The sequence below is a fragment of the Pseudomonas sp. PS1(2021) genome (assembly GCF_020405165.1).
Taxonomy (GTDB): domain Bacteria; phylum Pseudomonadota; class Gammaproteobacteria; order Pseudomonadales; family Pseudomonadaceae; genus Pseudomonas; species Pseudomonas aeruginosa.
Map to the genome: position 1 here is coordinate 7465057 of NZ_CP084484.1, position 19565 is coordinate 7484621.

Consider the following 19565-nt stretch of genomic DNA (forward strand, 5'->3'; position numbering starts at 1 on the left):
CCAGCTCTCGACTCCATCATCACTGTTCAGTTTTGAAGGAGTACGAAATGTTCGACACTAAAGTAGCGATCATCGTCCGCAATGACCTTGCCATGTGGCAGCGGATGAACGTCGTCGCCTTTCTTGCAAGCGGCATCCCATCAGCAGCGCCTGAGGTCATGGGTCAGCCCTACGTGGATGCCAACGGCCATTGCTACGGAAACATGTCAGGCCAGCCAATGCTGATCTTCGAGGCCAATCTTGAGGAAATTCAGAAGGCCCACCGTGTAGGCCTGGAGCGTGAGCTGACCATGCTGCCGTATGTGTTCGCCATGTTCTCTACCGGTCATGACGAGGCGAATCGAAAGGTCTTCCTAGAGGAGGATCCGGCCAACATGGATTTCGTCGGCATTGCCATTCGCGGCTCCAAAAAAGCAGTCGACAAGGCCATCAAGGGTCTCTCGCTGCACAAGTAAATCTCTGACGCTTATCTACCACGCACCGTACCCACCTCAGACTTGGTTTCCGGGATAGGTACGGGCGGTGATTTTTACTCCGAGTTCAACATGCATACATCACAGATTATCTTCAGTCCCCTGGAGCCAGCATGAGCGAATCAACACTGGTGGCTTTCTGGGCCTTTTCACTTCTCTTTGTCTTCACGCCCGGCGCTGACTGGGCATATGCGATCTCGGCTGGAATCCGCAACCGAGGCGTTGGCGCTTCCGTTCTGGGGCTGCTGGCCGGGTATGTGGTACTGACCATTTTGATTGCTGCGGGAGTGGGCGTACTGATCGCCGGTAACCCGGTTCTCATGGCTATCCTCACCGTAGCTGGCGCCATGTACTTGGCATGGCTGGGCTATGGGATGCTGCGCAATCCGCCTATCCCGCATGCTGATAGCGGAGCCGAAAATGGGGGCAACTGGATGACTTGGTTCCGACAGGGGGCGCTTGTCAGTGGCTTAAATCCCAAGGCGTTCATCTTCTTCCTCGCCTTCTTGCCGCCGTGGACGTCTGAAACAGCTAGCTGGAGCATCCCCGCTCAAATCCTGGCTCTCGGCTTGGTTTATACGGCGAGCTGCTCGGTGGTCTATTCAATGGTGGGCTTCGGGGCGAACAAGGCATTGCGAACCCGTCCAAATGTTGCACGGCTCGTAGGAAGAATTTCCGGCGTGATTATGATCGGTCTGGCCGTGATGTTGGTTATTCGAGAGTTCTTCTAAGACTAGAAAACTGGAGTAAATATGCAGACTTTGCTCAGATACTTTGTGCGTCCAGCCAAGCGGAAAAGCGATATTTTGTTTCTGATACTTGCAGCGCTGGTAGGTGGAGGAGCCGGTCTATTGATGACAGAAAAAATTTCATTCGGTGTCGGCCTTCCGTTCTTCTTGTTCACGACACTCGTGCTGCACTTTACCTGGCGCACGCCAATGAAAAACGGTACGAACGCCTAGGTGAGGTGGCACGATCCGTGATTACGTACAGAAGAATATCCGCGATAACGCCAGCCTTCTCGTCCATGTGTTGCCTCTCCTGTGAGTATCCAGTGCTGCTTATTTGCAGAGTGCCCTAGCGACATCGCTCTAACGGCTATGTAAGGCTGCGTTCGCCCGAGAAAAGCCAGACGTAGTATTCGGGATTAGTTGACCACTACAACTGCTCTTCGATTCCTTCCGAGCCGCGTGCCCGCTCCCTCCAGCGTTTGGGAGAAACCCCAGCCCAACGATTGAAAGCGTGGGTAAAGCTAGAGGTCTCTGTATACCCAAGAAGTTCGGCGAGTCTGGAGATGCTCATTGGGGTTTTTTCGAGGTAGTAACAAGCTAGCTCTTTGCGCACTGAATCGAACAGGCTGGAGAAGGTATGCCCCTCGTCTTTGAGTTGGCGGGTCAATGTCCAAACCGGGAGCCCTAAGCGGTCCGCCACCTGCTCGATACGTGGCACCCCAGCATGGATGGACTCTACGATTTCGGACCGCACGCGTTCGGCCACGGTGAAGCGCACCGAACTGGAGAGACGCAACACGCTGAAGCTTTGCTTGGCGATGAGAAGAAGCTGGGGATCCGAGCCAGGCATGGCTCGGGATAGATCCGAAGCATTCAAAATCAGCGCGTTGGAGCCCTGTTCGAATCGAACTTCGGTACGAAACGCTTTCTGATGATCGTGCCAGCACTCCGGTCGGCCATGGCTGAAGTGCACCTCTAGGGAAACTCTGAAAAAGACTTCCTGATTTGGCAAAATCCGCCGACTTCACCCGCAGAGCTTTCCGATGAAGCAGATGACCTTCGCCGACGCCGAGTACGCCGGCAAGCGCAAGCAGACCCGCAAGGAACTGTTCCTGATCGAAATGGAACAGGTGGTGCCGTGGCAGGGCCTGATCGCCCTGATCGAGCCGCACTACCCGAAGGGTGAAGGCGGTCGTCCCGCCTATCCGCTGATGGCGATGCTGCGCGTGCATCTGTTGCAGAACTGGTTCGGCTACAGCGACCCGGCGATGGAGGAAGCGCTGTACGAGACGACCATCCTGCGCCAGTTCGCCGGGCTGAGCCTGGAGCGTATCCCCGACGAAACCACCATCCTCAACTTCCGTCGCCTGCTGGAGCGCCACGAGCTGGCGGCCGGGATTCTGGCGGTGATCAATGGCTACCTGGGCGACCGTGGCCTGTCGCTGCGCCAGGGCACCATCGTCGACGCCACGCTGATCCATGCGCCGAGCTCGACCAAGAACAAGGACGGCAAGCGCGATCCCGAGATGCACCAGACCAAGAAGGGCAACCAGTACTACTTCGGCATGAAGGCGCACATCGGCGCCGACAGCGAATCCGGCCTGGTACACAGCGTGGTGGGCACGGCGGCCAACGTGGCCGATGTCACCCAGGTGGACAAGCTGCTGCACGGCGAAGAGAACCTGGTCAGCGGCGATGCCGGCTATACCGGCGTCGAGAAGCGTGCCGAGCATGCAGGCCGCTCGGTCATCTGGCAGATTGCGGCGCGGCGCAGCACTTACCAGCAACTGAGCAAGCGCAGCCCGCTGTACAAGGCCAAGCGCAAAATCGAGAAGGCCAAGGCGCAGGTACGTGCCAAGGTCGAACATCCATTCCGGGTGATCAAGCGCCAGTTTGGTTACACCAAGGTGCGCTTCCGTGGCCTGGCCAAGAACACCGCACAACTGATTACGCTGTTTGCGCTGTCGAATCTGTGGATGGCGCGGCGGCATTTACTCGCGAACACAGGAGAGGTGCGCCTGTAACACGGCGAATAGCCGCTACGGGGTACGCGTAGCGGCTAAAAACCCTACATAAGACGACGATCTGAGCGCTTTTTGATCGATGGATCGCTTCAAAAAACAGCGAGGTCTGTAGTCGGCCAGAAATACGTGGCTACTTCAGACCATCCCTAGCGGAGCCCAGCACTCGCCTAAAGCCCTGCGCATCATATTGAACACGTTGCCCAACGTCATTTCTGCATCATGTCGCCGGCTGACAATGCTGCCATCAAGCAACCCGTACTCAACGCGCACTTTGCCCTGGTGATGGCTGACCTTGAGCGAGCTGCGGCTCTGGAATTCGGGGAAGTACCGACTCATGTTCAATAGCGCTTCGCCAAGTGTGGCGGACGAGAGGCCGATATAGCCCCATAAGCCCAAGTACTCGGGGCGGTACTGATTACCCAACCAAAGGCCAAAGTTATCGCTATCCGTCAGCAATGCTGCGGTATCGATTGCCTTCAGAAACGCCGGCAGGGATATCGGCTGGTTCGGATCACCTAATACATCTGGGTTGATCGCCGAGCGTTCGAAAATCTCTTCCACTTCTGCGCCCTGGAGGCGCAAGAAAGAGGCGAAACCGGATATGACTGCCCCCATCACTGTCGTGGGCTGCTTGGTATCTCGGGCGAGAGTAAATCGGTGCATTTCCGACCTCCATTTTTATTCAGTCAGACAAGCCAGGAATGCAACCTCTGTACCGCCTTGGGGTTCCCCCGGGTTCGTGGGGAATAGCCACACCTGGCCAGAACTAAGCGCACCAATCTCGTGCTGAGTGCGCCAAATCGGTTCGCCGGCGTGTGAGTTGATGACAAGGAGTTGTCATCTCAAAACAAGTTTTGTCACCGGCCGTTTCTTGATACTGGCATCAGCGTCGTGGCAGGCAATCAGCCTCTGTCCATGCACTCATGACCTGATAGCTGATGATTGAGGAGGCTCCCATGGGAGAGGTTGAAAAACAAAAATTGAAGGGGTCGCTTGGTGTGACTCCAATAGTGATGATGGTAGTGGCAACTGCTGCCCCGCTCACCGTAATGGTCGCCAATACGCCGCTTATGGTGTCTATGGGTAATGGCATAGCCGCCCCGGTCGACGCATTCATCGCAACCGTGATCATGTTCCTTTTCACGGTAGGCTTTGTAGCCATGTCCAAGTACATCACCAATGCGGGTGCGTTCTACGCCTTCATTCAAAAAGGGCTTGGTCGCTCCATCGGCTTGGGTTCTGCGACGCTTGCGGTGGTGTCCTATGCCCTGATTCTCGTCGCGCTACAAGGCTATATCGGCTACACGACGGCCTCTGCGGTGAACGGCTTCCTGGGCCTCGCAGTACCTTGGTGGGTTTACTCCCTCATAGCAGTCGGGATCATTGCATATCTGGGTTATCGAGACATCGAGCTCAGCTCCAAGTTTTTGGGCATCGCCCTGATCCTAGAGATCGCCGTGGTCATCTTGGTCGATATCGCCGTGATCATGGAAAAAGGCCCAACTGGCTTGGAGGGTGCTACCTTCCACCTCGAAAACATTGTGTCCGGCTCCCCTGGGCTTGGGATTCTGTTCGCCATCTTTAGCTTTATCGGCTTTGAATCCACTGTCATCTACCGCGAAGAAGCGAAGGACCCGGATCGCACTATTCCGCGTGCTACCTACATAGCGGTGTTACTGGTCGGTGTTTTCTACGTGATCTCCATGTGGTGTGCTGTCAGCGCAATAGGAAAGGAAAACATCGCTACGTTCTCCGAAGCGCATGGTGCAGATATGTATCTGGCTGTCACCGAGCACTACTTCGGGGTGATCTTCATGGACGTGATGCATGTGCTGCTCATCACCAGCTTGTTCGCCTGCGCCCTCTCGTTGCACAACATCGTGGTGCGGTACAAATACACCCTCGGTCGGTTTGGTGTGTTGAATAACCGCTTTTCCAGTGTCCATCCTGAACACGGTTCGCCTCACGTTTCCTCAGTCGTTCTATCACTCTTCAGCGTCGTGGCCTTTGCACTGCTTATCGCCATTGGAGCTGACCCGGCCAGCCAGATCTACGCTTGGGGTGCTATGGCCGGCACATTGGGCTATATGACCATCCTTTCGCTGACTTGTGCTGCAGTGGTGGTTTTCTTTCGGCGCGAGAAGTCGATCGGCCAATTGTGGAAAACCCTTGTCGCTCCTGTTGCCGGCCTGCTGGGCATCCTCAGTTGCCTCTGGGTCGCTGTATCGAACCTGCCTGACCTGATCGGTGGGCACAATGCCCAAACAGTTTCGATCCTCGTGGTCTCTTTCCTCCTAGTCACTTTTGCCTTCGGTTTCTGTATCGCCGAGTGCTTCCGTACCCGTCATCCCGTTCGTTACGAGGCTCTTCGCCAGTTGGCGTAAGTCATCTCCCTTTGTTCCACGCAAAACAGGAAACTCAAAATGGTTATCAATCGCCTCCCAAATACGGCCACCATTGAAGAAGTCAGTGCTTCGTTGAAAGAGCATGGCTATGTGGTAATCGATGAACTGGTAAGCGCCGAAGTCATGGACAAGGTTGCCGCTGAGATGGGCCCTTACATCGAGACCACGCCATTCGGCGAAGACAAGTTCGTAGGATTCTCAATTCAGCGCACTGGCGCGATGATTCTTCGTTCTGAGACGTCTCGTGATCTCATCATGAACCCGCTCGTTGTAGGCGTGGCCGCAAATCACTTGAGCAAAGCGTCTACCTTCCAATTGCACTTGACTCAGGTGATCACTGTTCACCCTGGCTCTCCTGCTCAAGTGCTGCACCAGGATCAGCTGGCATGGGACTTCTTCCAGTTTCCGGATGATTACGAAGTTCAGTGCAACACCTTGTGGGCCATGACCGACTACACCGCCGAAAACGGCGCTACTCGCATCGTGCCGGACAGCCAGTTCGCAGGCCCGCCGCGTCAGGATAGTTGTCGTGTGAGTTGATTCGATGAGTCTTGGTCGGTGGGCGGAAGTGAGAGCCGTGTGGCGCGTTATTCGATAGAGCATCGGGAGTGGGTGGTGCGGCAGATGATGCCGCCTTGAACCGGACGGTGCCGGAGCTGGTGGAAGCGACAGGCATTACTGATGCCACCCTGTATGCTTGGCGCAAACAGGCCAGAGCAGCGGGAGCAGTGGTGCCGGGAGATGGACAGCAGGCCGACCAGTGGTCGAGCCAGGACAAGTTTCGGGTGGTGCTGGAAAGCGCCAGCCTCAATGCGGCTGAGCTGGCGGAGTACTGCCGGCGCAAAGGCCTGTATGTCGAGCAGATCAACGCCTGGCGCGAAGCCTGCGAGCAGGCCAACAGCCTGGCTCAGCCGATCAAGACCCGGCGCGAACGCGAAGAGGAAAAGGCCGCGAAGAAGCGCATCAAGCAGCTGGAGCGTGAACTGCGGCGCAAGGATGCGGCGCTGGCAGAAACCGCGGCTCTGCTGGTGTTGCGAAAAAAAGCCGAGGCGCTCTGGGGGAAGGACGAGGACGAATGATCAGCGCCCCGGATCGCCGTGAAACGCTGCAGTTGATCGAGGACGCCGTGGCGGCGGGAGCGCGGCGGGCGCAGGCCTGCGCCGAACTGGGCCTGTCGCTGCGCAGCCTGCAGCGCTGGCAGCACTGCCCGGAGGATCGGCGTCCTTCGGCACAGCGAGCTGAGCCGGCCAACAAGCTGACCCCGCAAGAGCGCCGCCGCGTGCTGGAGGTCGCCAACCAGCCCGAGTTTGCCAGCCTGCCGCCGCAGCAGATCGTGGCGCGGCTGGCCGATCAGGGCACCTGGCTGGCCTCGGAGTCGACCTTTTACCGGTTGCTGAAGGACGCCGAACAGCAGCATCCACGCGGTCGTAGCCGCCCACCGGTGAAACGAGCGCTGACGACCCATGTGGCCGACGGCCCGAACCAGCTGTGGTGCTGGGACATCACCTGGCTGCCGACCACGGTCAAGGGCCGTTACTTCTACTGGTACATGATCAAGGACGTCTACAGCCGGAAGCTGGTGGCCAACGAGGTGCATGAAAGTGAAAGCGCCGAGCAGGCCGCCCAGCTGCTACGCCAGGCCTGCCTACGTGAACAGCGGGCAGGCCAGCCGCTGGTACTGCACTCGGACAACGGCAGCGCGATGAAGGGCTCGACCATGCTGGCGGCCATGCAGAACCTGGGTGTGATGCCCTCGTTCAGCCGCCCGCGGGTGAGCAATGACAACGCCTATGCCGAGGCCTTGTTCCGCACGGCGAAGTACTGCCCGCTGTGGCCGGAGCGGCCCTTCGACACGCTGGAGCAGGCCAGGAACTGGGTGAACAGCTTCGTGGCCTGGTACAACCATGAACATCGCCACAGCGCCCTGAAGTTCGTGACCCCGGCGCAGCGACATACTGGCCAGGCGGAAGAGTTGCTGCGCAAGCGTATCGAGCTGTACGAGGCGGCGCGTGCACGGCACCCGGAGCGCTGGAGCGGCAACATCAGGAACTGGGTGCTGGCACCAATCGTGTGCCTGAACCCGGAGCGGGAAGCGGTACTGCAGCAAACATCAAAGGCAGCGTGACACGCTCACGCGACAACTACCTTGAAAATCGCCGGGCGTTGCCTGGCCGAAATGGCGATTTTGCGGATTTCGGAGCATCGTGACCGGCCGTTTCGGTAGATCGTGACCGGTCATTTCGCTAACGCGTGACCGCTCATTTCGGTAGCAACGTGACCGATTTTCCGCCCGTTCCGAAACCGGCGGTCACGGCTTACCGAAATCGCCGGTCACGGCTTAGCGAAAGCCTTCCCTCTCGTTGCGCATGACCTGATGCGCCGTCACCCTCGCCCGATTTCGGGAGGGGAAGATGGCGGCGCCGCGAGTAGCCATGCGAAACATCAAAGAATGTCTGCGCCTCAAGTTCGAGGCCGGTTTGTCCCACGAGAAGATCGCCCGCGCCTTGCAGTTGTCCAAAGGCGTGGTCAGCAAATACGTCACGGCGGCGCGCGTGGCCGGACTGGACTGGCCGGCGCTGGCGGCCATGGACGAGGCCGCACTGGCGGCCGCCTTGTTTGCGTCGGCGCCGACAAACAAGCCGCGCGGTGAGCGGGTGCCACCCGACGTGCTGAGCATCCACCGCGAGCTGCGGCGCAAGGGCGTGACCTTGCAGCTGCTGTGGGAGGAATATCTCGCCGCGCATGCGGGCCAGCCGACCTACCGCTACACCCAGTTCGTCGAGCACTACCGGCGCTACGCCCAGACGCTCAAACGTTCGATGCGCCAGGTGCACCGCGCGGGCGAGAAGCTGTTCATCGACTATGCAGGGCCGACGCTGCCGGTGGTCGACCCGGCCACCGGCGAAGTCCGCCGGGCGCATATCTTCGTCGCCGCCCTGGGCGCCTCGAATTACACCTATGCCTGCGCGACGCCGGGCGAAACCCAGGTGGACTGGCTGACTTCGCTGGGCCAGGCACTGACCTACTTTGGCGGTGTGCCGGAGATGGTTGTGCCGGACAATCCGCGCGCCCTGGTCGCCCAGCCAGATCGCTACGAGCCGGGTCTGAACCGGGCAACGCTGGAGTGTGCGCGGCATTACCAGACGGTGATCCTGCCGGCCCGGCCACGCAAACCCCAGGACAAGGCCAAGGCCGAGGTGGCGGTGCAGGTGGTCGAGCGCTGGATCATGGCGCGACTGCGCCACCGGCAGTTCTTCAGCCTGCATGCGCTTAACCAGGCCATCGCCGAGCTGCTGGAGGAGCTGAATCGACGCCCGTTCAAGCGCCTCGATGGCTGCCGGCGCGACTGGTTCGAGCGCCTGGATCGCCCGGCCTTGCGAGCGCTGCCGGTACATCCCTACGAGGTCGCCAGCTTCAAGCGCTGCAAGGTCAACATCGACTACCACATCGAGGTCAATGGCAGCTTCTACAGCGTGCCCTCCGCCCTGGCCCGGCAGAGCGTCGAGGTGCGGCTGACAGCGCACACCCTGGAAGTGCTGCATGGCAACCGGCGCGTGGCCAGCCATGTGCTGCTGGGCCGTCGCGGCGCCTACAGCACCCAGCGCGAACACATGCCCGCCGCACACCAGGCCCATCGCGAATGGACGCCGCAACGCCTGCTCGACTGGGGCGCGCGGATCGGCCCCTACACGCGCCAACTGATCGATCACCAGCTGACCCACAAGCCGCATCCGGAGATGGGCTACCGCGCCTGTCTCGGCCTGCTCTCGCTGGCTCGTCGCTACGGCAATGCACGCTTGGAAGCCGCCGCCGAACGGGCCGTCCAGCTGCGCGCCTTCACCGGGCGCAGCGTGCGCAACCTGCTCCAGCAAGGCCTGGATCAGCAGCCGCTGCCCACGCGCACCGCCGAAACGAGCTTACCCAGCGACCACGAGAACGTCCGTGGCGCCGACTACTACCACCCCCCGCAACAGGAGCTGTTCGATGATGCTGCAACACACCCTGAATCAACTGCACCAGCTACGCCTGGACGGCATGGCCCGCGCCCTGGAAGAGCAATGGACGCTGCCGGCCAGCCACAGCCTGAGCTTCGATGAGCGCCTCGGCCTGCTGCTCGACCGCGAACTGGCCTGGCGTGACAACCAGCGCCTGGTACGGCTGCGCAAGAAGGCCAAGCTCAAATATGCCAACGCCTGCCTGGAAGACCTCGACCGCCGCCCTGGCCGCGGCCTGGATGAGCGCCTGATCGCCAGCCTGGCAGGCGGCGACTGGATCCGCCAGCAGCACAACCTGCTGCTGACCGGCGCGACCGGCGCCGGCAAGACCTGGCTGGCCTGCGCCCTGGGCAACCAGGCCTGCCGCCAGGGCTACAGCACTCTGTACCTGCGCACCCCGCGCCTGTTGGAGCAACTGCGCATCGCTCATGGCGACGGCAGCTTCGGCCGTACCCTGCAACAGCTGGCCAAGGTCGATGTCTTGGTGCTGGACGATTGGGCGCTGGCCCCGCTGGAAGAAGGTGCCCGGCACGACCTGCTGGAAGTGATCGACGACCGTGCCGGCAACCGCTCCACCATCCTGGCCAGCCAGTTACCAATCGAACACTGGCATGGCTGGATCAACGACCCGACCCTGGCCGACGCCATCCTTGACCGCCTGGTGCACAGCGCTTACCGACTGACGTTGAAGGGCGAGTCACTGCGCCGGAAAAAAGCTGAGGAGCAAACCGCATCGTGACCGATGCGATTACAATCCACAACCCGCGCAACCGGGGCGGAAGCACCGGTCACGTATTAGCGAAACGCTCGGTCACGTTCACCGAAATCCGCAGCGATTTAGCAGAAGACGTGAGCTGCGCCTCCGCGAGCGCGCCCCCGTATCCGGCCTAACAAACTCGGCCCGATTGCCGCTGCACACTTGTTCTATCACGACCACCATGCCGCATGACTCGAGTGCTGCACTCTCGCCGTGTCACTCTTAGGGCTTGCGGCACCTAGTGCGCGTCGATGCGCCGGGTGACCGTGCCGGGTGTTTGTCACGGAGCAATGATGCAGCGTTCGGTCTGATCCCAAAGCGCCCATGCTTCAAGTGCGATTTGTGTGGCAGTAACCGCCGACTGTTACGAAATTCGCGTCGCAGCCGATCCAAATTTTTCGGTGGAGGAGCGTGCTCAGCGATTGGGTGTTCCAACGGTCGCCGCAAGTGTTACCCGCAGTCGTGTGAATATACGGTTTCTTTCCTGTTGTGTTCAGAACGAAAAAGGCCGCAGATTAGCTGCGGCCTTTCATTCATCCTGTCTCATAACCATCTCCAAGCGATGATCGTTCCCGCTCTATGCGTTAGTGAAGCTGCAGCTTACTTTTCCTCCCGCGCTTTTCACGTCCCAACTGGCTATTGAGCAGCTTTTTAAAATGCTCCCAGCGAATCTCGTCGGTCCGGATGTTGTAAGTCAGGCCGCGTTCCATCTGCTCCAGCAATCTCAAACTCAGTGGCTTTTCCAAGTAGTGATCTGCTGTAACCTCAGGAGTACCGCCCTCATGGCCCAGCAGGTGAGCGATCGTGGAAGGAGATATGCCCGACCGCTCCAGCCTCACGGCGAATGAGCGACGGAAGCTTTTAAAATTCAGCCCGCCATCAACCGCCGGCGGACAGTGCTGACCGATGTATCCCGTTCCCGTACATGGCCCACAGAAAAAGCGACTCGGATCTCGGGAGTATAGGTGCTTCGGATCAAAGCTCAGCTCGCAGAAAAGCAATGCATCGTTGCCATCGGCCTGACGCCGTTCCTCTACGAAATTTAGAAAGCCCATTTCCACGAGCTTAGTGCAGATCGGAAGCTGCCGTGCCGATGTCCCTGTTTTCAGCGACTTGTTGTAGCCATTATCGTTAATGTCGATGAGGTCTACGCCGTGGACATCCTGGATAACATCATGCACGCGAAGCTGGCAGAGTTCATTAAGCCGCGCGCCGGTGTAGAGCCCGAGAGGAAGCAACCAGAACCGATACGGCTTGGCGTCCTGATAGACCGTGGGCAGTGTGCCCGCGAGGTACTTTTGGTAAGGCCAGCCGGCGAGCATCTGAATCAGGTTGCTATCTAGAAATGGCTTGGTGACTTCGGCCTGTTTTGTACTGCAAGTCGCCACCTTGACTGCATCGGTAATCAGCTTGCTCTCAAGTGCTTCATCCAGCATGCGATTGAACAGCTGGTAATAGGTCATCAGGTTTGCGCCTTTACTTCCCGAAGCCGAGTTCTGCTTCAGTAACAATGGCAACTGATCCTTTAGACGCTGCACATCAGCTCGATCAAGCTCAGCGACTCGGCGTGTAGGGTTATCTCGGGTCAGGACGACCTTCAGCTTTTCCATTCGAGCCCGCAGCATATGCTCGGACTTTCCTGCGTAAGTGTTTTCTCGCAGGAAGCGGGACAGCGTAGTGTCCATGAACTCGGTAAGTAACGGTGAAGAGTGGAAGCGGTTTATCGCGTCCGTCACCGCGGAGATGTTCGCCAAGGCGATTCGCAAGTGCTCTTCATGGCCAGGCTCTACGATCAGACTCAGGCCCTTATAAAAAGGAATGGAGACAGGGGACGTTACATTCATATATACCTCACAGTGGGTGAGGCTTCAGATTATTACTGTATAAATGAACAGTCAAGGTAATCTATTGGAAACTTAGCTTCGATAGCTTTTATTGACACTTTGTCAATAATTAAGGGATGTGTAAAAAGGGCGGGAGCAAGGCTCCCGCCTCTGTTTGGCTAGGCCTTATGCGTACGATTTCCAGTGGCGCTTAGGAGCTCGCACGTTCGGGAATGGCGTGCCAACCGGCCGCCCAACTTTGAAGTCACCTTGTGCTTTTTGTAGCTTCTGATAGTGCCGGTAATGGATATGATCCAAGCCAATGCCGAAATCGATTTTGTCGAGCTCGTCCTTGAGGACGCCTGCCGGATAGCAGTCGCCATAGCCGCCAGTTGTACTTTTATCAGCGTGACCCACGAGTGCTTTAGCTTTCGCGAGGTCGAGGTTCTGTCGGGGGATTTGAATCCCAAACTTCAATATCCCGGCCAAATCAAGGCTTCAGCGCATTATGCAGGAAACCTTGATTTGTTGGATTGCTCACAGTGAGCGCGAGTATATGAACCTTTCGAGCCTTGTCAAGCATCGCATTCACCTATCTGTGAGAGTGGCTTTGCGTGCGTTGGCGAGTAGAGCTGCCCGCAGTCGGTTGGGTTTAGGCTGCGTTGAAGCCAAACGCTCCTGAGTTTGAAGTTACCAATGATCTAGGGAGGCGTCTTGGGTTTCTAAGGTGTTCCCGTTGGCCCCCGATCATAATCACCTCAACTCAATTTACGGTCTTATCTTGACTGCGGTTCGAGGTTCATGGAGCAGGATTGCTTGGTGTGATTCCAGGTTTCAATCGCGAAGTGCGAAAATGGATGGGGCTGACATCGCTCGCTCAAGGCGCGGTTGCCAATACCTTACGAGCGAACGTAACCAATTCAGGGCAGTCACCGTTGGTGCTGTTTCGGTCAACAAAAAAGCCTCGGATGCCTACTGCCGTTGGCCCATCTCGGTCGCAACGTTGGGAGTCACCGATCATCCACGATGCGGTCGGGGACGCCCCAAGCTGATCGCAAATCCAACTGTAGATGGTGGGTTCGGGCTTCATTACGCCTAAATCACAGCTAAATGCATATGCGTCTAGCATGGGGTAGCAACGCAGGACGGCTTGCCGGTACGGGAAAGCCAAATTCGAGCAAACACCGATTCGAATGCCTTGCTCTTGGAGCAGTTTCACCGCTTCGAGCCCGTCAGGATATGCCTCAACGGCTGCGATCTCTTCTGCCAGGACAGTTTCCAGAGTGCTCAATTGTTCAGGGCTTGCAGTGATCCCCAAAGTAAGCGTTCATTCCACGACGTACTGGACTTACTTTACGTCCCGAAGGGGCCTTAGCAATTCCGGTGAGACCTTGTACTGTTTCGTGCCGTTCTCGGCCAGGACGATCACGCTCTTGCGGTTGATCTTGGTGACGATCCCCATAGTCAAGCCAGTTCGGCTTTCGAAGGTCACCTTCAGCCCCACGTGCAGCCGACTCAGCGCCTGCAGGTTTTCTTGATCTTGCAGTTCATCAATGCGCCGGCAGATCATTCGGTTCAGCTCCAATAGCTGATCGATGCTCATGTCTTCAATGCGCATGGAGGGTGCCCTTTGGCTGTGCGGTCTGTCGATCAGAATGGCGCGGATCGATCAGCGAGCGTAACGGATTATCGGCGAACCGGGTCTTCCAGAGCCGAGGCGTCAGGTCAGCGACCTTGCTGGCCGGGTGCTGACTGATGCGCTGCAGCACGTCCACCAGATAGGTGTACGGGTTGATGTCGTGCAGTTTGCACGTAGTGATCAGGCTCTGGATGATGCCCACGTGTTCCGCGCCGAGTTCAGTCCAGCAGAACAGCCAGTTCTTGCGTCCCATGGGAATGGGGCGCAGGGCCCGTTCCAGGTGGTTGGTGTCTGGCTGGACGTCTGGGTCTTCCAGGAAGACGGTCAGGCTGGCTTCACGGCTGAGCACGTAGTTCAGTGCTTTGGTCAATAAATCACTGGGCAGCAGACCGCCCTGTGCCAGTTGATCCCGGCACCATTGGAAGAAGTCGCTGACCACCGGCTTTGAGTGGAGCAGCCGGTACTGGCGTTTCTTTTCGCCGGTCAGTTGCTGGACGCGGATCTCTTCTTCGTTGGTGTATAGCTTGGCAATCTGCTGAAGGGCTTCGGTGGCAGTTATCGGGTGGTCCTTCTGCGCCTCAATGAAGTAACGACGACTGTGCACCCAGCACTGCGCGTGGATGATGTTCTGCTGTGCGGCGGCATAGCGGGCATAAGCAGCATAGCCGTCACTGATCAGAGTTCCGCTGAACTGTTCGTTCAGTACCTGCTCGATATGGGCTCGGCCTCGACTGTTCGAGTAAGTGAACACCACTTCATCGGCATCGCCGTATAACGGCCAGAACCAGCCGGATTTCATCTTGCCTTTTTGTGGGCCTGCCCGACCCTGGTGGCCAGCTTTAATCGGCGTCTCATCCATCGCCAACACCCGGCTGCGCAGAACATTGTCGGTCTGGGCATCCACGATCGGCCGCAGCAGATCAATAGATCGCTTGATCAGATTGGTGAGGGTGCTGCGGCTGAGGGTAATACCCGCTTGCTGGATGCGTTGGTGTTGGCGATACAGCGGTAGGTGAAACTGGAACTTGTCGACCATCAGACCCGCCAACAAGCTGACGTCGGCCAGGCTGTTGTCCAGTACGTTGGACGGGGCCGGCGTGGTCACGGGCTTGTCGCTGCCCTTGCGCCGAAATACGGGGCGTTCCACTTGCAACACCACGTAACTGGACGTCCGCTGGGCCAGCCGATAGGTCGTTTTGGTGCCAAGGATGTCGTACTGGTCGGCGTCGGGGCCGCTTAGCTCCGGCGGCAGGTGTTCAACAACTTCCACTGGCACGTCCGCTGTAAAACGCAGACCCGTATCGTTCAGGCAGTCGTCGTCCCGCTGTTTCTTTCCGGTGCCTCGCTGATAAGCCCGAACCGGGCGTTTCTCCGCATCGAGAGGCTTCTCCGGGCTAGCCGCATCATTCGATTGGAACAGGCCGCCCTGCTCCGGGAGGTCATACACCTGCTTCTCGGACTTGGGGCCGAACAGCTGCTTCTTGAACCAGTCCAACTGCCGCTGCATGACCTGTAGCTGCTCACGCAACAGGGCATTCTCCTCGGCCAGTACCGAGTAGGAAGGGGCGTTGGAATAGGACGCGGAAGCCATTGAATTCATGGCCGATATTATACCGGAACACAACCCGCTACGTGCCCCGAAAACGCTTGAACTGACGGTACTTTTGCACCTCGATACCGTCAATCAGCAACTGGAGATCAGTCAGGTTTAAGGGGCGCTGTCCCGAAGAAGACGGCCGTACCCGGAACTGCCCCTGCTCCAGTCGCTTGGCCCACAGGCAGTAGCCCGTGGGCGTGAAATACAACATCTTCATTTGGGTCTTGCGACGGTTAACGAAGACAAAATACTGCCCGCTGAGCGGATCTTGCTTGAGTTGATTGCGGACCAGAGCGCTCAGCCCCGGAAGGATTTACGCATATCCGTGGGCTCGGTGCACAGCCAGATCCGGGCCTGGCTATCCAGACCGATCATCTGATCTGGCTCAGCCTTAGCTCAACACCATTACCCAGGCTCAGCACGATATTCCAGCCGCTTCCGGGAGAGGCCGAGTCATCCATCAGCGATGACAGATCCAGGAAGCTGGCATAACCAGAATCCGCAGCCTCACCGACCGGCTGACTCAACAGGCGCTTGCGCCAACTACAGAAGCTGGCATAACCGAGTTTGTGCTCCTTGCAGAACTGCGTGGCCGACAGGCCGCTGTCACGCTGCTGACCGATTAGGACTTGCCACTGTTCTGCGGTGCGGTGTTTTCTCATGGAAATAACCTCGCGTTGTTGAATGCGAGGTCACTCTAGGGCGGAAGTCAGCGGGATGGCAGGATGTCTTGGAATGAACGCTTACTCCCCAAATGCGCTGCGGCTTGCGTCAACGTTATCGCAGATTTCATCAGGAAAGACGCGTCGTCCGGGCGGGGGCGCCGCCCATGCGCCTTTCCGATCTTCATCAACTGTCGGTACGGATGCGACCCATCTTGAATCTTTATCAGTGTCCCGAAAGCATCAAAAATGACGGCTTGTATGGTCATTAGACATCCCGTCACGACAGGGTATCGAAGGCTGGCGCATTCAACCGACGTGCTTGATTGGCCCCGAATACTTCGCTATAGCATGATTATTGGTTACTAGGATGAAGCCTTCCGAAGCTGCTTGTCCAATGAGCATCCGATCAAATGGGCGCTGTGAAGGAGAGGCGAGGCCGCAGCCTTAATGGCGTGTCGGCTGGTCATGGACAGCTCCTTGTAGTCGCCGTCCAGAAGAGACCTTCTTAGTACTCCTGAATCGAACTGAAAGCTGGCTTTGCTCATCGCGTTTTTGGCCGATTTTCCAGCTGCTAGCGGCGCTGATGAACAGCTCATTGGCGCGATCCTCGATCATCTCCACAGCCCCGAGTTAGCTAACCTACTTAGTCTATCCCCTCGTTGGAGGGGCAGCTGTCATGGTCAATTGCAGGCTGTAAATAATTGCGGTTTTTCCGTGACGCTGCGGTTATATGAAATTATGGCTCAGCCATAATTATTGCTGAGCCATAATTTTCATCATTTTGTGGCCTCGCCGTACAGCTCGACGCGTGGCGCGCTTCGTGCGTGCACTAGATGGGTAGCTAGGTGTTAGTGAGCAGATCTCAGCGTACGCAGACTTTCTCGAACCTGCCCCTCGCTACAAATTACTCAGATCATCCGCTTTCGTTTGCAATTTAAGCAGTCGCGAGGAGTCGCGGTACCCTTCCGCGTCACCGACGCGCCTCGCTTGTGGTGATTACCAACGGTGCGAAATTTCAAAATTCGAAAAGAAGACTCCGAGCCGGTTGGATCAGCTTCGCATCGTCCGTGGAGATATGTCTTGATCTCAAATAGTCATTGACCGCGCCCAGGGTAAGTCCGATAAGGATTATCTTCTTGCTCTTCTGGTGCATGAGTTCTGGCAATCCTTGTCAATATATACGTATTACAAATACCGACGGTCAGTGGTTGGCTTTTTCTTTTCTAAAAGTGCTTGACGGGCGGTCGTTGGAGCTGGATTATTTTATTGCATTGGTTTCAGGTTGCTGTTTTTTGTCCAATACTGAGCGTAGTGGGGCGACGCCATAGGCTTGCATTGATGAATAAAGTACTTAGTTTAATAATGGAGGTTGATGGGGTTGCGCTGTTCGCCTTTTAGACTCAGGCCATATATCAAAAGTCAGAACTGACGCTCATTGGGAAGCAAGCTTTTCATACTTGGTAATTTTGTCAAGGTAGGGAAGTTTTGCCCAGATTCTGCCTCTAGACATCTATGGTTCAGATAGAGAGACGGTATGGACGATTTAAAGAAAATATCTCATTTGTTATACGCCCCGGGTGAGGTAATGCCTGGTATCGAGATGTCGTTAGCAGAAGCGTGCGCGCGTGGTTCAGCGGCTGCGTTGCATGACGAGGTGCCTTTCTGTGTTGTGCGTGACTGGATCTGGATCGATCTCATCGTGCCTGACGCGATACGAGAAACGTTACAGGCGTCCGGGCAACAGCCCGCGATGGTGTATGCCGGCCGCGTGTTGTACGACAGTGCCAACCGTTTCCAAGAGGGTGACTGGGTGCGTACAACACAACTGATTGAGTTTGCCGATGGGTGCATTTTCAGAACGCGCAATACGCGATATGTGCTTGCTGGCCCAGGGGCTCGCAAAAGCGCCGAGCTCACTACTGTGTTGAAGATTTTTTGATGCGTAGACAGATATTGGCGGGCATGGACGTACCAGACAACCGACACCCCGATGTGCCTTGCGACGTCTGTGGTACCTCCATGCGAGTGCCTGGGTACGGCGAACAGTTCGGTGTGCTGCAAGCGCACTGGGGATACGGCGCGCGACATGACGGTGAGCGTTATCGCGTACGGATGTGTGAAACCTGCTTCTTCATGACCTTGGCGTATTTGCGACAGGAGCGACGCATACATCATTTGTTTGGCGACGCCCCGCAGCATGAAGACTACAAGTTTGGGCGTATTGCTCGAGACGATTATTGGTTGGACAGCTAGCCGTTAGTGGGGGGGAGGCAACGAGTTTTGATCCGAATTTGGGTGCTGACGTGATGGGTTCAACTAAACGAAGTATCAACCAAGCACGTGATGTATCTGGCGCGTTGTCGCGAGCAATGGATATGTCTTTTGGTAGGGAAGTTACGGCGTATCTCACGGACGCTTATTTAATCGCAGGCTGTTGTATCGGCGTGGTTCATCGTCACGTGCGGGCGGATGTGTATGGAAGGTTTCAGGACGGTCACCGGGTTCGGACCTCCGATGTACTGAAAGCTCATGAGCAAGGCGGGTTTTGGGCGCTGTTTACCGCCACGGGCAGCTTGTACGTTATTGTGACTTTCAAAGAAGACGGCGGGCGTCTGTCACTGGATTGGCTGTTGGCACAGAGGGCAAAAGGCTTACACGCAACCCCGGTAACGATTCAGTGATCCGTTTCTCGTGTCACTACTATAAAACGGAGCCCACGGTCCGTGCTGATGCTCGTAGGTTTATATCCTCTGAGGAAAAGAAGGGCGGGTGTCATGCAGGTAAAGCGTTGGGGACAACTTGATGCGCTTCGTCAACAACTTGGCGAAAGTCGCTGGTTACTTTGCGTGGATCTGGAAGCGACTTGCGATGACTACCCTGCCGACCTAAACGAGGCGGCCCGGAACGCTCACGTATTGGAGGTCCAGCGCGACGAGATGGAGACGATCGAAATTGGCATCGGGCTGTTGGATGTTCAGTTGGAGTACAGGATTGTCGATCATTTCGGACAGTTTGTCTGGCCGCTACTTCGCCCCACGCTAACTGAGTTTTGCACGGGGCTGACCGGCATATCTCAATCTGACGTCGATACTGCAAAGCGTTTCGCGGAGGTACAAGATCAGCTTGGTGAATGGCTGAGGCCGCGAAATACAGAAGGCTGGCGCTGTGCCGTGGCGGCGGCTGCGGTGTGTGCAAGGTGCAGATCACCCAGGGCAGCTACGAGGCGAAGGTGATGAGCCAGGCCCACGTCAGCGCCGAGGAACAGGCGCAGGACATAGTGCTAGCCTGCCGGATCATGCCGCACAGCGACATTTGCCTGCAGGTGCTCGGCAAGATGAAGGAGCGCGTATGCGCCCGAGCGGCGCCAGTTTCGGAAGCTTAAGGACCGAGGCGGCCGCTGCAAGGCTAATGGACCACACCGTTGTTTCTCGTTTTCTTGCATGGCCATTCGGTCTG

General features: G+C 57.3%; 20 protein-coding genes and 3 pseudogenes. 13 read left to right on the plus strand and 10 right to left on the minus strand.

Translation table 11 applies throughout. The annotated features are described in order from the left end of the window. Positions 1 to 47: 47 nt before the first annotated feature. The 3 genes from LE197_RS35365 (at position 48) to LE197_RS35375 (ending at position 1435) form a co-directional block, all read left to right on the plus strand. The gene (locus tag LE197_RS35365) at positions 48 to 455 is read left to right on the plus strand and encodes a DUF2000 domain-containing protein (protein ID WP_226033815.1); all 408 of its coding nucleotides are present in this window, start codon (positions 48 to 50) and stop codon (positions 453 to 455) included. 131 nt (positions 456 to 586) lie between these two features. Next, a complete protein-coding gene (locus LE197_RS35370) occupies positions 587 to 1204 on the plus strand; it encodes a LysE family translocator (RefSeq protein ID WP_226033816.1) in 618 nt (205 codons plus the stop codon). A gap of 21 nt (positions 1205 to 1225) precedes the next feature. Beyond that, positions 1226 to 1435, plus strand: coding sequence for a hypothetical protein (locus LE197_RS35375; RefSeq protein ID WP_226033817.1), 210 nt, complete (start codon positions 1226 to 1228; stop codon positions 1433 to 1435). A gap of 196 nt (positions 1436 to 1631) precedes the next feature. Here LE197_RS35375 and LE197_RS35380 read toward each other — a convergent pair whose 3' ends face one another. Next, positions 1632 to 2216, minus strand: a complete 585-nt coding sequence (locus tag LE197_RS35380; protein ID WP_226033818.1) for a helix-turn-helix transcriptional regulator — start codon at positions 2214 to 2216, stop codon at positions 1632 to 1634. 31 nt (positions 2217 to 2247) lie between these two features. Between LE197_RS35380 and LE197_RS35385 the strand changes: the two genes are divergently transcribed. Further along, on the plus strand, positions 2248 to 3228 hold the full coding sequence (locus LE197_RS35385; RefSeq protein ID WP_019437692.1) for an IS5-like element ISPpu21 family transposase: 981 nt from the start codon (positions 2248 to 2250) through the stop codon (positions 3226 to 3228). Positions 3229 to 3363: 135 nt separating this feature from the next. Here LE197_RS35385 and LE197_RS35390 read toward each other — a convergent pair whose 3' ends face one another. Then, positions 3364 to 3891, minus strand: a complete 528-nt coding sequence (locus LE197_RS35390) for an AraC family transcriptional regulator ligand-binding domain-containing protein (protein WP_226033819.1) — start codon at positions 3889 to 3891, stop codon at positions 3364 to 3366. Between the two features lie 293 nt (positions 3892 to 4184). Here LE197_RS35390 and LE197_RS35395 point away from each other — a divergent pair, with 293 nt between their 5' ends. The 5 genes and pseudogenes from LE197_RS35395 (at position 4185) to istB (ending at position 10367) form a co-directional block, all read left to right on the plus strand. Further along, positions 4185 to 5612: an APC family permease gene (locus tag LE197_RS35395; protein WP_226033820.1), complete on the plus strand. Its 1428-nt coding sequence runs from the start codon at positions 4185 to 4187 to the stop codon at positions 5610 to 5612. 39 nt (positions 5613 to 5651) lie between these two features. Continuing rightward, positions 5652 to 6173 carry a phytanoyl-CoA dioxygenase family protein gene (locus tag LE197_RS35400; protein ID WP_226033821.1) on the plus strand — a complete coding sequence of 174 codons (522 nt, stop codon included), beginning with the start codon at positions 5652 to 5654 and terminating at the stop codon, positions 6171 to 6173. Between the two features lie 39 nt (positions 6174 to 6212). Next, positions 6213 to 7758, plus strand: a pseudogene (locus LE197_RS35405) (IS3 family transposase). A 286-nt stretch (positions 7759 to 8044) separates the two neighbouring features. Continuing rightward, the gene (istA, locus tag LE197_RS35410) at positions 8045 to 9730 is read left to right on the plus strand and encodes an IS21 family transposase (protein ID WP_126621873.1); all 1686 of its coding nucleotides are present in this window, start codon (positions 8045 to 8047) and stop codon (positions 9728 to 9730) included. Beyond that, a complete protein-coding gene (gene istB, locus LE197_RS35415; protein ID WP_126621874.1) occupies positions 9618 to 10367 on the plus strand; it encodes an IS21-like element IS1474 family helper ATPase IstB in 750 nt (249 codons plus the stop codon). Before istA ends, istB begins: the two co-directional genes overlap by 113 nt. A gap of 602 nt (positions 10368 to 10969) precedes the next feature. On the opposite strand, the gene LE197_RS35420 is transcribed toward istB, so the two are convergent. The 8 genes and pseudogenes from LE197_RS35420 to LE197_RS35455 form a co-directional block, all read right to left on the minus strand. After that, positions 10970 to 12229: a site-specific integrase gene (locus LE197_RS35420; protein ID WP_226033822.1), complete on the minus strand. Its 1260-nt coding sequence runs from the start codon at positions 12227 to 12229 to the stop codon at positions 10970 to 10972. 165 nt (positions 12230 to 12394) lie between these two features. Next, positions 12395 to 12670: pseudogene (locus LE197_RS37205) on the minus strand (recombinase XerD); the annotation flags it as partial. A gap of 415 nt (positions 12671 to 13085) precedes the next feature. Further along, positions 13086 to 13427, minus strand: a complete 342-nt coding sequence (locus tag LE197_RS35430; RefSeq protein WP_264086489.1) for an HAD family hydrolase — start codon at positions 13425 to 13427, stop codon at positions 13086 to 13088. Between the two features lie 129 nt (positions 13428 to 13556). Next, the gene (locus LE197_RS35435) at positions 13557 to 13826 is read right to left on the minus strand and encodes a hypothetical protein (RefSeq protein WP_003458515.1); all 270 of its coding nucleotides are present in this window, start codon (positions 13824 to 13826) and stop codon (positions 13557 to 13559) included. Then, positions 13816 to 15447 (minus strand): IS66 family transposase, encoded by a 1632-nt coding sequence (tnpC, locus tag LE197_RS35440; protein WP_004423346.1) that lies wholly within the window; start codon positions 15445 to 15447, stop codon positions 13816 to 13818. Before tnpC ends, LE197_RS35435 begins: the two co-directional genes overlap by 11 nt. Before the next feature lie 28 nt (positions 15448 to 15475). After that, complete coding sequence (tnpB, locus tag LE197_RS37405; protein ID WP_226034108.1) at positions 15476 to 15757, minus strand: IS66 family insertion sequence element accessory protein TnpB; 282 nt, start codon at positions 15755 to 15757, stop codon at positions 15476 to 15478. 58 nt (positions 15758 to 15815) lie between these two features. Further along, positions 15816 to 16106 carry an IS66 family insertion sequence element accessory protein TnpA gene (gene tnpA / locus LE197_RS35450; protein ID WP_004423344.1) on the minus strand — a complete coding sequence of 97 codons (291 nt, stop codon included), beginning with the start codon at positions 16104 to 16106 and terminating at the stop codon, positions 15816 to 15818. Positions 16107 to 16192: 86 nt separating this feature from the next. Beyond that, a pseudogene (locus LE197_RS35455) lies at positions 16193 to 16375 on the minus strand (hypothetical protein); the annotation flags it as partial. A gap of 1268 nt (positions 16376 to 17643) precedes the next feature. Between LE197_RS35455 and LE197_RS35460 the strand changes: the two are divergent. From LE197_RS35460 to LE197_RS35475, 4 genes are all read left to right on the plus strand, one after another. After that, on the plus strand, positions 17644 to 18048 hold the full coding sequence (locus LE197_RS35460; protein ID WP_011914493.1) for a DUF6957 family protein: 405 nt from the start codon (positions 17644 to 17646) through the stop codon (positions 18046 to 18048). Beyond that, the gene (locus tag LE197_RS35465) at positions 18048 to 18362 is read left to right on the plus strand and encodes a hypothetical protein (protein WP_003291462.1); all 315 of its coding nucleotides are present in this window, start codon (positions 18048 to 18050) and stop codon (positions 18360 to 18362) included. The genes LE197_RS35460 and LE197_RS35465 overlap by 1 nt, the downstream gene beginning before the upstream one ends. A gap of 521 nt (positions 18363 to 18883) precedes the next feature. Beyond that, positions 18884 to 19342 carry a 3'-5' exonuclease gene (locus LE197_RS35470; RefSeq protein WP_226034117.1) on the plus strand — a complete coding sequence of 153 codons (459 nt, stop codon included), beginning with the start codon at positions 18884 to 18886 and terminating at the stop codon, positions 19340 to 19342. Then, positions 19240 to 19491 carry a 2Fe-2S iron-sulfur cluster-binding protein gene (locus LE197_RS35475; RefSeq protein WP_226033825.1) on the plus strand — a complete coding sequence of 84 codons (252 nt, stop codon included), beginning with the start codon at positions 19240 to 19242 and terminating at the stop codon, positions 19489 to 19491. Before LE197_RS35470 ends, LE197_RS35475 begins: the two co-directional genes overlap by 103 nt. The last annotated feature ends 74 nt before the right edge of the window (positions 19492 to 19565 follow it).

Excerpts from the sequence above, each read along its gene's own strand:
- LE197_RS35420 (WP_226033822.1), bottom strand. The coding sequence starts at position 12,229 with ATGAATGTAACGTCCCCTGTCTCCATTCCTTTTTATAAGGGCCTGAGT.
- LE197_RS35400 (WP_226033821.1), top strand. The coding sequence starts at position 5,652 with ATGGTTATCAATCGCCTCCCAAATACGGCCACCATTGAAGAAGTCAGT.
- LE197_RS35470 (WP_226034117.1), top strand. The coding sequence starts at position 18,884 with ATGCAGGTAAAGCGTTGGGGACAACTTGATGCGCTTCGTCAACAACTT.
- tnpC (WP_004423346.1), bottom strand. The coding sequence starts at position 15,447 with ATGAATTCAATGGCTTCCGCGTCCTATTCCAACGCCCCTTCCTACTCG.
- LE197_RS35465 (WP_003291462.1), top strand. The coding sequence starts at position 18,048 with ATGCGTAGACAGATATTGGCGGGCATGGACGTACCAGACAACCGACAC.
- LE197_RS35390 (WP_226033819.1), bottom strand. The coding sequence starts at position 3,891 with ATGCACCGATTTACTCTCGCCCGAGATACCAAGCAGCCCACGACAGTG.
- tnpA (WP_004423344.1), bottom strand. The coding sequence starts at position 16,106 with ATGAGAAAACACCGCACCGCAGAACAGTGGCAAGTCCTAATCGGTCAG.
- LE197_RS35435 (WP_003458515.1), bottom strand. The coding sequence starts at position 13,826 with ATGCGCATTGAAGACATGAGCATCGATCAGCTATTGGAGCTGAACCGA.
- LE197_RS35395 (WP_226033820.1), top strand. The coding sequence starts at position 4,185 with ATGGGAGAGGTTGAAAAACAAAAATTGAAGGGGTCGCTTGGTGTGACT.
- LE197_RS35460 (WP_011914493.1), top strand. The coding sequence starts at position 17,644 with ATGGACGATTTAAAGAAAATATCTCATTTGTTATACGCCCCGGGTGAG.
- LE197_RS35385 (WP_019437692.1), top strand. The coding sequence starts at position 2,248 with ATGAAGCAGATGACCTTCGCCGACGCCGAGTACGCCGGCAAGCGCAAG.
- LE197_RS35375 (WP_226033817.1), top strand. The coding sequence starts at position 1,226 with ATGCAGACTTTGCTCAGATACTTTGTGCGTCCAGCCAAGCGGAAAAGC.
- istA (WP_126621873.1), top strand. The coding sequence starts at position 8,045 with ATGGCGGCGCCGCGAGTAGCCATGCGAAACATCAAAGAATGTCTGCGC.
- LE197_RS35365 (WP_226033815.1), top strand. The coding sequence starts at position 48 with ATGTTCGACACTAAAGTAGCGATCATCGTCCGCAATGACCTTGCCATG.
- LE197_RS35475 (WP_226033825.1), top strand. The coding sequence starts at position 19,240 with ATGGCTGAGGCCGCGAAATACAGAAGGCTGGCGCTGTGCCGTGGCGGC.
- istB (WP_126621874.1), top strand. The coding sequence starts at position 9,618 with ATGATGCTGCAACACACCCTGAATCAACTGCACCAGCTACGCCTGGAC.
- LE197_RS35370 (WP_226033816.1), top strand. The coding sequence starts at position 587 with ATGAGCGAATCAACACTGGTGGCTTTCTGGGCCTTTTCACTTCTCTTT.